At 68.8% G+C, this 13,010-nt stretch carries 9 protein-coding genes; 4 read left to right on the forward strand and 5 right to left on the reverse strand.

What is annotated here, in order from left to right:
* Positions 1–21 precede the first annotated feature (21 nt).
* Positions 22–1,515, reverse strand: coding sequence for a bifunctional glutamate N-acetyltransferase/amino-acid acetyltransferase ArgJ (argJ, locus tag ACFQ27_RS02635; protein ID WP_374347000.1), 1,494 nt, complete (start codon positions 1,513–1,515; stop codon positions 22–24).
* Complete coding sequence (locus tag ACFQ27_RS02640; protein ID WP_374346998.1) at positions 1,512–2,513, reverse strand: peptidylprolyl isomerase; 1,002 nt, start codon at positions 2,511–2,513, stop codon at positions 1,512–1,514. Before ACFQ27_RS02640 ends, argJ begins: the two co-directional genes overlap by 4 nt.
* 213 nt (positions 2,514–2,726) lie before the next feature.
* On the opposite strand from ACFQ27_RS02640, the gene ACFQ27_RS02645 reads away from it, so the two are divergent.
* Positions 2,727–3,899 carry an acetyl-CoA C-acyltransferase gene (locus tag ACFQ27_RS02645; RefSeq protein ID WP_374346995.1) on the forward strand — a complete coding sequence of 391 codons (1,173 nt, stop codon included), beginning with the start codon at positions 2,727–2,729 and terminating at the stop codon, positions 3,897–3,899.
* Positions 3,900–4,153: 254 nt separating this feature from the next.
* On the opposite strand, the gene ACFQ27_RS02650 is transcribed toward ACFQ27_RS02645, so the two are convergent.
* Positions 4,154–5,380, reverse strand: a complete 1,227-nt coding sequence (locus ACFQ27_RS02650) for a glycoside hydrolase family 1 protein (protein WP_377352325.1) — start codon at positions 5,378–5,380, stop codon at positions 4,154–4,156.
* A 157-nt stretch (positions 5,381–5,537) separates the two neighbouring features.
* On the opposite strand from ACFQ27_RS02650, the gene secA reads away from it, so the two are divergent.
* Positions 5,538–8,294 (forward strand): preprotein translocase subunit SecA, encoded by a 2,757-nt coding sequence (secA, locus tag ACFQ27_RS02655; RefSeq protein WP_377352326.1) that lies wholly within the window; start codon positions 5,538–5,540, stop codon positions 8,292–8,294.
* Positions 8,295–9,116: a class I SAM-dependent methyltransferase gene (locus ACFQ27_RS02660; RefSeq protein WP_374346989.1), complete on the forward strand. Its 822-nt coding sequence runs from the start codon at positions 8,295–8,297 to the stop codon at positions 9,114–9,116.
* On the opposite strand, the gene ACFQ27_RS02665 is transcribed toward ACFQ27_RS02660, so the two are convergent.
* Positions 9,100–9,447 carry a hypothetical protein gene (locus ACFQ27_RS02665; protein WP_374346988.1) on the reverse strand — a complete coding sequence of 116 codons (348 nt, stop codon included), beginning with the start codon at positions 9,445–9,447 and terminating at the stop codon, positions 9,100–9,102. The genes ACFQ27_RS02660 and ACFQ27_RS02665 overlap by 17 nt on opposite strands.
* A gap of 203 nt (positions 9,448–9,650) precedes the next feature.
* Between ACFQ27_RS02665 and ACFQ27_RS02670 the strand changes: the two genes are divergently transcribed.
* Positions 9,651–10,748, forward strand: coding sequence for a serine hydrolase (locus ACFQ27_RS02670; RefSeq protein WP_374346987.1), 1,098 nt, complete (start codon positions 9,651–9,653; stop codon positions 10,746–10,748).
* On the opposite strand, the gene ACFQ27_RS02675 is transcribed toward ACFQ27_RS02670, so the two are convergent.
* A complete protein-coding gene (locus tag ACFQ27_RS02675) occupies positions 10,745–12,649 on the reverse strand; it encodes a methyl-accepting chemotaxis protein (RefSeq protein WP_377352329.1) in 1,905 nt (634 codons plus the stop codon). The genes ACFQ27_RS02670 and ACFQ27_RS02675 overlap by 4 nt on opposite strands.
* Between the last annotated feature and the right edge of the window lie 361 nt (positions 12,650–13,010).

The following is a 13,010-nucleotide window of genomic DNA, read 5'->3' on the forward strand; positions in this document are numbered from 1 at the left end:
GGGGGAACCGGCGCCGGCCGATCAGCTGCGGTAGTCGCCGTTGATGGCCACGTACTGCTTGGTCAGGTCGCAGGTCCAGACGGTGGCGGTGCCGCGGCCGACGCCGACGTCGACGCTGACCTCCAGCTCCTGGGCTTTCATGTAGGCGCTCATCTTGTCCTCGTCATAGGTGGGCGAGATGAGGCCGTCCTGGGCGGCCACCAGGGGCCCAAACTGGATGCGGATCCGGTCGCGGTCGATCTTCTCGTCCGCCCGGCCCACAGCCATGACGATCCGTCCCCAATTGGCGTCCTCGCCGGCGAAGGCGGTCTTGACCAGGGGGCTTTCGGCGATGGTGCGGGCGATCTTGCGGGCCGAGGCCGGGGTCTCGGCGCCGGTGACGTTGATCTTGACGAACTTGGTGGCGCCTTCGCCGTCACGGACCAGCTGCAGGGCCAGGTCCAGCAGCACGGCTTCCAGCTTGCGCCGGAAGTCGGCCAGGCGCTTGTCGCCGGCCCGGGTGATCTTGGGCGCCGAGGACTGGCCGGTGGCGAACAGCAGCAGGGTGTCGTTGGTCGAGCGATCCCCGTCCACCGTCACGCAGTTGAAGGTGGTGCGGGTATAGAGGCTGGCCAGGGTCTGCAGGGCGGCGGGCGCGATATTGGCGTCGGTGGCGACAAAGGCCAGCATGGTCGCCATGTCCGGCGCGATCATGCCGGAGCCCTTGCAGATGCCGGCGATGCGCACCTTCTCCCCGTCGATCTCGGCTTCCGCGTAGGCGCCTTTCGGGAAGGTGTCGGTGGTCATGATGGCGCGGGCGGCGCCAGCCCAGTTGTCGTCCACCAGCTTGGCTTCCACGTCGGGCAGGCGCTGGACGATCTTGGCGTCGTCGAGCAGCACGCCGATCACGCCGGTGGAGGCGATCATCACGTCGCGCTGGCGGCAGTCGAAGCGCTTGGCCACGGCCGAGGCCACCCGGCGCACGGCGTCGGCGCCTGGCTTGCCGGTGAAGGCGTTGGCGCAGCCGGCGTTGACCACCAGGGCCCGCGCATCGGCGCCCTTGGACAGCTCCAGGTGCTTGCGGCACCAGTCGACCGGGGCCGAGCCCACGCCATGGCGGGTGAAGACGCCGGCGGCGCTGGTGCCCTTGGCGAAGCGCATGACCATCAGGTCCTCGCGCTCGTGCTTGTAGAAGCCGGCCCGGGCGGTAGCGAGCTGGACGCCGGCGATCGGCGGAATGTTCGGGAAGGGCACGACCAGGGGCGAGACCGGCAGGGCGCCCTTGGCCGGCGCAGGCGTCGCGGGCTTGGCCTCCTCGTCGAACTGACGCGAGGCCTTGTCGGCGCGCTTCAGGGCCGCGCGCTTCAGGGCGCTGGCCAGAGGATCCAGGGCGCGCTCAAGGGTCTGACCGACCACCTCCACCGGCTTGGCGGCGACTTCCAGCGCCAGCTCGGCCGGCGACTTGGCGGGGGTCTTGGCGGTCTTCGCGGCGGGCTTGGCCTTGGCCGCGGGGGTCTTGGAGGGCGTCTTGGTCATGGCTTCACCGGCTTGGGCGCAGACGCGCCGGCTTTCGGGTCGGGGGTTTGGTCGGAGCCCTGGTCGGGGGCCTTGCCGGCGAGCCCAGGCGGGGCGCTGGCCGGCTCCTCGGGTTGGCCGGGCACGTCCTGCGGCGCCTTGATCAGGCTCTGCACCTTGGCGCGGCCGCGCAGCTTCTCCAGCAGGTCGCGGACCTGATCATAGGTCAGGAAGCGGACGATCTGCGGCCGGGCGGCCTCCAGCGTGATCGGCTGTTCCAGCCGGCGATCCTCGACCTTGACGATGGCGAAGCCCCCGTCGACCTCGAAGGGGCCGACGATCTGGCCGACCTTGGCGGCCTTCAGGTTGGCCTCATAGGCTTCAGGCATCACGTCGGTGGTGAAGTAGCCCAGGTCGCCGCCGTTGAACCGCGTAGCCGCGTCGGTGGAGCGCTCCATGGCCAGGGCCTCGAAGGAGGCGCCGGTCGCCAGCAGCTTCTTGACCGCGTCGGCCTCGGTCAGGGTCGGCAGCACGATCTGGCGGGCGTGCAGCTCCTCTGACTGCTTCGCGAGCTTGAGCTGTTCTTGATAGAGGCCGCGGATCGCGTTCTCGTTCACGGCGTCGGAGACCGTGCTCTCGACCAGCATGTCGCCCAGGATGCGCTCGCGGGCGGCGGCGAGGCGGCGCTGGGCCACCGGATCCTTGTCGAGCTTGCGCTTGAGCGCCTCGGTGGCCAGCAGCTTCTGGTCGATGACCTCGTCCATCACCCGCCGGAACAGGTCGGAAGACACATCCAGCGGCTCGCCCTCGCCGATCAGGCCTTGAGCGACCGCCTCGCGCTTGACGTCGGAGGCCCACACCGTACGGCCATCAACCTTGGCCACGGCCTGGTCACCGGGCTCGGGCGGACGTTCCGCGCCATTGCGGCCGCCGCAGGACGCCAGCATCAGCGAGGCGCTCAGCACCACGGCGATCATGCCGAAAGACCGCGCGATCCGGGTGAAATTTGCCTGAGCCATGAGGCCTCGCCTTCTGAAGGTTCGCCGCCCGGGGGCGTCCCCGTCCCTAGAGCAGGAAACGGTGAGGGGGAAAGGGTTTTTGCAGCGCCTTGAGCCAAGTCAGTCGGCGTCTCCCTAGCCATTTACGCTGCGGGACCCTAAGGTCGCCGCCGATCTAATTCCGGCGACGCGCCCCGCAAGGCCAGGCCGGTCCATATTTTTGGGAGGATTTTGATGTCACGCGAAGCCGTTATTGTTTCCTATGCCCGTACGGGCCTGGCCAAGTCGCAGCGCGGCGGGTTCAACATGACCCCGACCGTCTCCATGGCCGCCCACGCCGTGAAGCACGCCGTTGAGCGCGCCGGCGTCGACAAGGCCGCGGTCGAGGACTGCATCCTGGGCAACGTGGCGCACGGCGCGGGCAATCTGGGCCGTCAGGCCGCTCTGTTGGCCGGCCTGCCGATCACCACCTCGGGCGTGACCGTCAACCGCTTCTGCTCCTCGGGCCTGCAGACCATCGCCACCGCGGCCAACTATGTCCGCAATGACGGCGCCGACGTGGTCGTGGCCGGAGGCGTGGAATCCCTGTCCTTCCCGGGCGGCGGCGGCTCCATGCAGAACAACGACCCGAAGCTCGCCCAGCAGTATCCGGCGATCTTCATGCCGATGATCGACACCGCCGACATCGTCGCCGAGCGCTACAAGATCAGCCGCGAATACCAGGACGAGTTCTCGCTGGAATCGCAGCGCCGGATGGCCGCGGCCCAGCAAGCCAACAAGTTCGCCGACGAGATCGTGCCGATGGCCACCAAGATGAAGGTGGTCAACAAGGAGACGAAGGAAGAGTCGATCGTCGACTACGTGGTGAACCGCGACGAGTGCAACCGTCCCGACACCACCCTGGAAGGCCTGGCCAAGCTCGCCCCCGTCCGCGGTGAAGGCAAGTTCATCACCGCAGGCAACGCCTCCCAGCTGTCCGACGGCGCCGCCGCCGTGGTGGTCATGGAAGCCAAGGCCGCCGAGAAGGCCGGCCTGTCCCCGCTCGGCGCGTTCCGCGGCTGGGCCGTGGCCGGCTGCGAGCCTGACGAAATGGGCATCGGCCCGGTCTTCGCCGTGCCGCGTCTGCTGGAGCGTCATGGCCTGAAGGTCGACGACATCGACCTGTGGGAACTGAACGAGGCCTTCGCCTCGCAGTGCCTCTATTCCCGCGACAAGCTGGGCATCGACCCGGCCAAGTACAACGTCAACGGCGGCTCCATCGCCATCGGCCACCCCTATGGCATGACCGGTGCCCGCCTGACCGGCCACATCCTGCAGGAAGGCAAGCGCCGCGGCGCCAAGTGGGGCGTGGTGACCATGTGCATCGGCGGCGGCATGGGCGCGGCCGGCCTGATCGAGATCTTCTGATCAGGACGGACAACCGCGCCCATCGGCAAAGACTCGGCTGAAATCGCTCCCGCGATTTCAGCGGGGCGCGGCCGGCCTGATCGAGATCTTCTGATCAGGACGGACAACCGCGCCCATCGGCAAAGACTCGGCTGAAATCGCTCCCGCGATTTCAGCGGGGCGCGGCCGGCCTGATCGAGATCTTCTGATCTCAGCAGGCAGACCTCTGATCTAACGCGAACCCTCCGGTCCCCGTGGCCGGGGGTTTTGCTTTGTCAGGGTCCCTCCGGATGGGTGCGGGCGACGTCGCCCAGCCAGCGGGCGCTGTCGCGGACCTGGCGGGCCTGGGTCGCGCGGTCGACGCCGATCAGGCCGAAGGTCGGCCCGTAACCGTGCATCCACTCGAAATTGTCCAGGGCCGACCAGTGAAGGTAACCCCAGACCTCCGCCCCCTGCCCGCGGGCCTGGGCCAGGCCCTCCAGCGCCCTGCGGGTGTAGTCGACCCGCAAGGGATCATGGTCGGTGGCGATCCCGTTCTCTGTGACCAGGATGGGCTTGCCCGTGCGGGACCAGGCGCGGGTGACGGCGTGACCGAGCGCCTGGGGATAGACCTCCCAGCCCGTGAGCGTCAGGGCCTGGCCATCGGGCGGCGGCAGGCGGCCTTCCGGGCCAAACAGTTCGCGGGTGTAGGTCTGGACGCCGACGAAGTCGTCGGGGCCGGTGATGTCGAGCCAGCGGTCCTGGGTCTCGGCCTGGGCCCGCGCCAGATGCGCCTCGCCGCCCGGCTCGGCCTGCAGGTCCGGCAAGGCCAGGGTCAGTCCAACCGGCGCACGGACCTGGGCGCGGAGGGCCTGGACGGACAGGCTGTGCGCCCGCGCCAGCACCTCCGGCGCGCGGCCGCCATGGGTCAGGAAGGTCGAGAACCTGTCCGCCGCGATGCGCCGCCCCGCCGCCGCCCGCAGCTTCTCCAGCCGCCGAGCCCGCCGCGCATCGGGCAGGTCGTAGGCCAGGGTCGACAGGTTGATCTCGTTGAAGGTCATCCAGGCCCCGATGCGGTCGCCCAGCCGGGCGGCCACCCGCTCGGCATGGGCCGCGAACAGGTCGGCGGCCTCGGCCTCGTCCCAGCCGCCCGCCTGGGCCAGCCAGAGCGGCGAGGTGAAATGGTGCAGGGTGACCAGGGGAACCAGCCCGCGCTCCAGGCAGGCGTCGGCCATCCGGGCGTAGTGGTCCAGCGCCGCCTGGGAGACCTGGCCCCGCTCGGGCTCGATCCGGGCCCATTCCACCGAGAAGCGGTAGGCGTTCAGGCCCAGGCCGGCCAACAGGCCGATGTCGTCAACATAGCGGTGATAGTGGTCCACGGCGTCGCCCGACGGCTCGCGGAAGCCGCCGCTGCGGTCGGGAAGGTTCTCGAGCAGCCAGATGTCATTGCCGACATTGCCGCCCTCGACCTGATGGGCGGCGGTGGATGCGCCCCACAGGAAGCGGTTCAGGGGGGTGGTCATGGGCGCATCACATCCTTTGCGGCGCGGCGTCAGACGCGCCAGCCGCGTTGACACCGAAGGGACCGCTGCTTAAGTCAGCCTCGCCTAAAAAAGCGCGGAATCCGTGGTCAATCAGGGCGCTTCCGCCCTCCCCGCCCGCATCAACCGGACCTTTCCCTTGAGCATCTTCCAACGGTTCTTCGGCTCCTCCAACGACCGCAAGGTCAAGAGCATGTCGGCGCGGGTCGCCAAGATCAACGCTCTGGAGCCCCAGATCCAGGCCCTCTCCGACGAGCAACTGAAGGCCAAGACCCAGGAGTTCAAGGACCGGCTGGCCCAGGGCGCGACCCTGGACCAGATCCTGGAGGAAGCCTTCGCCGTGGTGCGCGAGGCCGCGCGCCGGGTGCTGGGCCAGCGTCACTACGACGTCCAGCTGGTGGGCGGCATGGTCCTGCACCAGGGCGGCATCGCCGAGATGCGGACGGGTGAAGGCAAGACCCTGGTCGCCACCGCGCCGACCTATCTGAACGCGCTCGCCGGCAAGGGCGTCCACGTCATCACCGTCAACGACTACCTGGCCCAGCGCGACGGCGACTGGATGGGTCAGGTCTACCAGTTCCTGGGCCTGACCACCGGCACCATCGTCCACGGCCTGTCCCAGGGCCAGCGCAAGGCGGCCTACCAGGCCGACATCACCTACGGGACGAACAACGAGTTCGGCTTCGACTACCTGCGTGACAACCTGGTCTATGACCCCGAGGAAATGGTCCAGCGCGGGCACAACTTCGTCATCGTCGACGAAGTGGACTCGATCCTGATCGATGAGGCGCGCACGCCTCTGATCATCTCCGGCCCCACCGAGGACCGCAGCGAGTTCTATAAGACCATCGACCTTCTGGTGAAGGAGATGATCAAGGACCCGGCCACCTTCGACCACGACGAGAAGCAGCGGCAGGTGATCCTGACCGAGGAGGGCTCCGAGCGGATCGAGGAGATCCTGGCCGAGGCCGGGCACCTGGCCGAGGACACGACCGGCCTGTACGACGCGGCCAACGTCTCGGTGGTGCACCACGTGAACCAGGCCCTGCGGGCCAACGTGCTCTACACCCGCGACAAGGACTACATCGTCCGCGCCGGCGAAGTGGTGCTGATCGACGAATTCACCGGCCGCATGATGCAGGGCCGCCGCCTGTCCGAGGGCCTGCACCAGGCCATCGAGGCCAAGGAAGGCACCCACATCCAGCCCGAGAACCAGACCCTGGCCTCGGTCACCATCCAGAACTATTTCCGCCTCTATCAGAAGCTGTCCGGCATGACCGGCACGGCCGCCACCGAGGCCCAGGAATTCGCTGACATCTACAAGATGGAAGTCGTCGAGATTCCCACCAACCGCCCGGTGGCCCGGATCGACGACGACGACGAGGTCTATCGCACCGAGCGCGAGAAGAACGAGGCGATCCTGAAGCAGATCGAGGACTGCTACGTCCGCGGCCAGCCCGTGCTGGTCGGCACGGTCTCGATCGAGAAGTCCGAAGTGCTGTCGACCCTGCTCGACAAGCACAAGTACGAGCTGGACGGTAAGACCAAGACCGGCATCCCGCACAATGTGCTGAACGCCCGCTATCACGAGCAGGAAGCCCTGATCGTGGCCGACGCCGGCGTCCCCGGCGCGGTGACCATCGCCACCAACATGGCCGGCCGCGGCACCGACATCCAGCTGGGCGGCAACATCGACATGAAGCTGGCCAAGTGGCGCGACGAGCAGCGCGGCCTGGGCCTTGAGGCGACCCCCGAGCAGGCCGCCGCCCAGCGCCAGCTGATCGAAGCCGAGATCAAGGACCTGAAGGAAAAGGCGCTGGCCGCCGGCGGCCTCTATGTGCTGGGCACCGAGCGCCACGAAAGCCGCCGCATCGACAACCAGTTGCGCGGCCGGACGGGCCGCCAGGGCGACCCCGGCCGGTCCAAGTTCTTCCTGTCCTGCGAGGACGACCTGCTGCGCATCTTCGCCGGCGACCGGCTGGACTCGATTATGCGCACCTTCGGCGTCCAGGAAGGCGAGGCGATCACCCACAAGTGGCTGAACAACGCCATCGCCACGGCCCAGAAGCGCGTCGAGCAGCGGAACTACGAGATCCGCAAGAACCTGCTCAAGTATGACGACGTGGTGAACGACCAGCGCAAGGCCGTGTTCGAGCAGCGCGCCGAGTTCATGAACGCCGCCGACCTGTCCGACGTCATCAACGAGATGCGCCAGGACACCGTCGAGGACCTGGTCACGCGCCACCTGCCGCCCAAGGCCTATGCTGAACAGTGGGATGTCGAGGGCCTGGACCTGCACGTGCAGTCGATGCTGGGCCTGCAACTGCCCATCGCCGAGTGGGCCGCCGAGGAAGGGATCGCCAACGAGGAGATCCAGGAGCGCATCCAGAAGGCCGCCGACGCCCGCGCCGCCGAGCGCGAGCAGGTGGTCAGCCCGGACCAGATGCGCAGCGTCGAAAAGAACTTCCTGCTGCAGATGATCGACATGCAGTGGCGCGAGCACCTGATGCATCTCGACCACCTGCGTAACGTCATCGGCCTGCGCGGCTACGGCCAGCGTGACCCGCTGAACGAATACAAGACCGAGGCCTTCTCCCTGTTCGAGAAGCTGCTGGTCGACCTGCGCCAGAACGTGACCCGCTGGCTGATGACGGTGGAGTTCACCTTCGCCGAGCCTGAACCGCAGCGCGGCGCCTTCACCGAGGTGCACATGGACCCGTTGAGCGGCGAAAACGCCGCCCAGATGGGGGCCCTGCCCGAAGGCTTGTCGCCGGAACAACGCCAGGCCCTGCCGATTTCCGCCCTGCCCCAGGGCTGGGAAGACACCGGCCGCAACGCCGCCTGCCCCTGCGGGTCGGGCAAGAAGTTCAAGCACTGCCACGGCGCGCTGGTCTAGATGACCGCCTACCACCTGGAGGTCGAGGGGCGCTGTCCTGTCTGCGAACAGGACGCCACCTTCATCTCCAGGGACCCGTGGCTGAGGGACCATTTCCTCTGCCAAAGCTGCGGCTCACAGCCCCGGGAGCGGGCGCTGATGCGCATCCTGGCCCAGATCGCCCCCAACTGGCGCGAACTGGCCATCCATGAAAGCTCGCCCTGCACGGCCGCGAGCCATCGGCTGGCCTCGCAAGCGCCGGGCTATGTGGCCAGCCAGTACGCCGAGGGCTACGAACTGGGGTCCATGCACCCGGAGTTCGGCCAGCGGGTGGAGGACCTGGAGCGGCAGACCTTCGAGGACGCGCGGTTCGATATCGTGGTCACCCAGGATGTGTTCGAGCACATCTTCGCCCCCGACCGGGCCATCGAGGAGATCGCCCGCACCCTGAAGCCGGGCGGCTTCCATATCTGCACCGTGCCGATCATGAACAAGGCGGAGCCCTCTGTGCGACGGGCGCGCCGGCGCAAGGACGGCGCGGTGGAGCACCTGTTGCCCGAGGTCTATCACGGCAATCCGGTCGATCCCCGCGGAGCTCTGGTGACCGTCGACTGGGGCTATGACATCGCCGACTATCTCGACCGCCACAGCGGGCTCAGCACCACGATCTGGACGCTTGAGGACATGAGTCAGGGCATCTCGGCGGAGTACATCGAGGTGCTGGTGAGCCGAAAGCCCAAGGCCGGCGAGCTGGAGCCTGACGGACTACCCCAGACCGACTGGCGCCGCCGGCTCAAGGCCTGGCGGCGAAAGACGGCGGCGCGGCTCAGCCCGCGTCGCTGAAGCGCGGATCCGTCAGCTCGGCGGTCGCAGCTTCCGAGGCCAGCCGCCAGCGATGCGATCCGGGCCCGAACGGCAATTCGAACAACCGCCCGCAGCCTAGGCCGCCCTCGGTGCTGCCGCGTTCAAAAGCCTCGATCAGGTCTTCCCGCAGGTCCTGAGGCGGGCGGCGGGCGTCGAAGCCGGCCCGGCGCGCCACGTCGGAAACCACCAGGTCGCGATGCGCCTCACCCCCCAGGCTGCGCAGGGTCTGGGCGATCTCGAACAGCAGGGCCTCGTTCAGGGTGGGACGGCGACGACGCACGCGACGCGGAAAGACAACGACCTCGGACATACGCCCCCCAGCGCCTTAACCCTTGACCTCTCGCGAATCGCCACAAGGTTACTTTCCGTGCAACAAGGTCGCGCCTCAAACTGGGTCGTTTTAGAAGGTGTGGTTCGGCGCTGGGCGCGGGGCGCCTGTCGCGCGAACAGGGTCGCGCCGATCCGCCCGCGCGCCTAGACTTCCGGCGAGTATGGATAAGCCGAGGGGGCTTCTTGCCGCGCCGCCGCGCCAACCTGCCGCTGTCACGTCTCCTGCCGCGCCTGGCCGTGGCGGGCGGCCTGCTGTCGCTGGTCCTGCTGGTTCCCACGGCCAAGACCGCCCCGGAACCCAAGGTCGACAGCCGGGTGATCCGCCAGGCGACCGGCGAACTGGCCGCCCCTGACCTCGCCGCGCGGATCCAGGTCCTGGGCAAGGGCTTCGACGGGCGGGTCGGCATCGCCGTGCGCGACCTCGATGAGGGCTGGAGCGTCAACTACGACGGCGACGGCGCCTTTCCCCAGCAGAGCGTGAGCAAGCTCTGGGTGGCCCTGGCGGTGCTCGACGCCGTGGACCGCGGCCGCCTGGCGCTTGAGGACTCTGTGGTGATCCGCAAGGCGGACCTCAGCGTCTTCCACCAGCCCATCCGCGCCAAGGTGGCGGCCACGGGGGCCTATGCCGCCTCGATCCGCCAGCTGCTGTCCGGGGCCATCAGCCAGAGCGACAACACCGCCAACGACGTACTCCTGTCCACCGTCGGCGGGCGCAGCGTGGTCCAGGGCGTGGTGGACGGGCGCAAGCTGTCGGGCATCACCGCCAGCCCCAGTGAGCGCGACATGCAGACCGAGACCGCCGGGCTCGACTGGCGGCCGGAGTTCTCCTTCGAGCACAGCTTCTGGACCGAGCGGGACAAGCTGCCCCTGGAGTTCCGCCGGGCGTCCCTGGACGAGTACCTGTCCCATCCGCCGGACGCGGCCTCGCCTAACGGCATCGTCAGCGCCCTGGGTCGGCTGCATGACGGCAAGCTGCTGGGGGCCGACACCACCGGCCTGTTCCTGCAATTGCTGGCCGAGACTGAGACGGGACCTAGCCGCCTGAAGGCCGGCCTAGGTCGCGGCTGGACCCTGGCGCACAAGACCGGCACCGGTCAGGTGATGGGGCCGGTGGCCACCGGGTTCAATGATGTAGGGATCATGACCGCCCCGGACGGCCACGCCTATGCGGTCGCCGTCATGATCGCCCAGACCCGGACCAGCGTCCCGGCGCGCGAGGCCTTGATGGTCGAGGTGGCCCGGGCGGTGGTGGCCCACCACGACCGGGCCCACGGGCTCTAGAATTCTTCCCAGCCGTCGCTGGCCGAGGGGGCCGGCGCCGCGGACCGGCCGCCGCCGGAGGCCGCCATGCGCGGACGGATCGCCTGGGCCTGCCGGCGGGGCGGCGGGCCGCCGCTGGTGCGGAAGCGGCCGACATAGCCCGCCAGGGTCTCGGCTTCCTTGCGTAGGCCATGGGTGGCGGCCGTCGCCTCCTCGACCATGGCGGCGTTCTGCTGCACGACCTGGTCCATCTGGTTGACGGCGCTGTTGACCTCGGAAAGGCCGGTGGCCTGTTCGCCGGCGGCGGAGGCGATGCGGGTCACCAGGCCGTCGATCTCGGCCACCTGGGTCACGATGCGCTGCAGGGCCTCGCCGGTCTGGCCGACCAGCAGCACGCCGGAGCTGACCTGGTCGGTGGAGGCCGAGATCAGCGACTTGATCTCGCGCGCGGCGTCGGCCGAACGCTGGGCGAGCGCGCGCACTTCGGAGGCGACCACGGCGAAGCCCTTGCCGGCGTCGCCGGCGCGGGCGGCCTCGACGCCCGCGTTCAGGGCCAGAAGGTTGGTCTGGAAGGCGATCTCGTCGATCACGCCGATGATCTGGCCGATCTGGCCCGAGGATTCTTCGATCTGGGTCATGGCCGCCACGGCCTGGCTCACCACGTCGCCGGAGCGTTCGGCGTCGGCGCGGGCCTTGGCGACCACGCTGGAGGCTTCGCGGGCGCCCGCCGCCGTCTGGTTGACGGTGGTGGTGATCTCCTCGAGCGCGGCGGCGGTCTCTTCTAGGCTGGCGGCCTGCTGTTCGGTGCGGCGGGACAGGTCGTCGGAGGCCTGGGCGATCTCCTCGGTGCCGGACTGCACCCCGCCCGTGGCGGTGGAAATGGCCGACATGGCGGCCTCCAGGGTGGACACCGCGGCGTTGAAGTCGTCCTTCAGCTTGGCGTAGCGCCCCGAGAAGCTGGCGTCGATGCGGGCGCCCAGATCGCCTTCGGACAGGCGGGCCAGGCCCGTGGCGAGGGTCTCCACGACCTGGGACTGTTCCTCGGCCGTGCGCTGGCGCTCGGCCTCGCTGGCGGCCTGGGCCTGTTCGCTCTCGCGACGGGCGGCTTGCGCCTCGGTCTCCAGGCGGTCATTGGCGATGGCGGCTTCCTTGAAGGACAGCACCGCGGCGGCCATCAGACCGACCTCGTCCTTGCGGCCCACGCCGGGCACGTCGACCGTCTTGTCGCCAGAGGCCAGCCGGCGCATCACCGCCGTCATGGCGGTGACCGGGGCGGCGATAGAGCCGGATAGGGTCAGCCCGCCGCCGATGGCGATGGCCGCGGTCAGGCCAATGCCGAGCACCAGGGCGATGTTCGAAATGCGCAGGGTGGCCGCCTGGGCCTTGGTCTCGATGTCCAGTTGGGCCTTGGCCTCGTCAACGACGGCCTGGATGGCGTCTTCCACCGGCTCCACCGCCTTGTCGGCGGGACCATCGTGGGCGACCAGGGCCACGGCCTGCGGGCGGGTCGCCGGATCGACGCCGAGCTGCTCGCCGGGTTCGATGGCGACGGCGCGGTAGTTGGCGTAGGCGTCCTCGATGGCCTTCACCCGGCCCTTGGCCGCGTCATCTTCACCGGCCAGGGTGCGCAGCTCGTCGATGGCGGCCAGGAACTTGGGCTTGTGCGCCTCTTCCAGGCGTTTGACGTAGTAGTCGTCCCCGGACAGCAGGAAGCCGCGCAGGGAGTTCTCCTGGCGCGTCAGACGGAAGGCGGCGGTGTTGGCCGCCTCCACCGCCGAGTAGGCGCGGTTCATCCGCTCCACCGAGCGCTGGAAGCCCATATTGTTGGAGAACAGGGTCACGCCCATGACGGCGATTGTGGCCAGCATGACAGCGAACACCACCATCAGCTTGGTCGGAATTCGAAGGTCGCCGAAACGCATCAGGTGGTCTCCCAGGCCACACCCTGGGGATCGCCCCCTGTCGGTGCTGAAGTAGACCCCGCGTAAACCTGCGCCTTTGCGGCAAGGTTAATCGGACCTTTCATCGGGTGTGGCAGGTTGTCGCAAACCTCCTGCGCACAACGCCAGGGACGCGCCGCCCAGAAACACGAAACCCCGGTCGCGACGGGCGCGACCGGGGTCGTGGCGATCGGCGGACCGACCCTGAGGCCGGCCCGCCGCGCCGAACCGTCCGCGCCCAGGAGGACGCCAATGGCGACGGACGATTTTCGGAGCGAGGCGCCCAAGCCACCGACCGCAAGGCGGCCGGGTGGCTCGGTCCGGGGCGGGATGTGGGGGGACG

Origin of the sequence: Phenylobacterium conjunctum (assembly GCF_042679085.1) — a bacterium.
Lineage (GTDB): Bacteria > Pseudomonadota > Alphaproteobacteria > Caulobacterales > Caulobacteraceae > Phenylobacterium > Phenylobacterium conjunctum.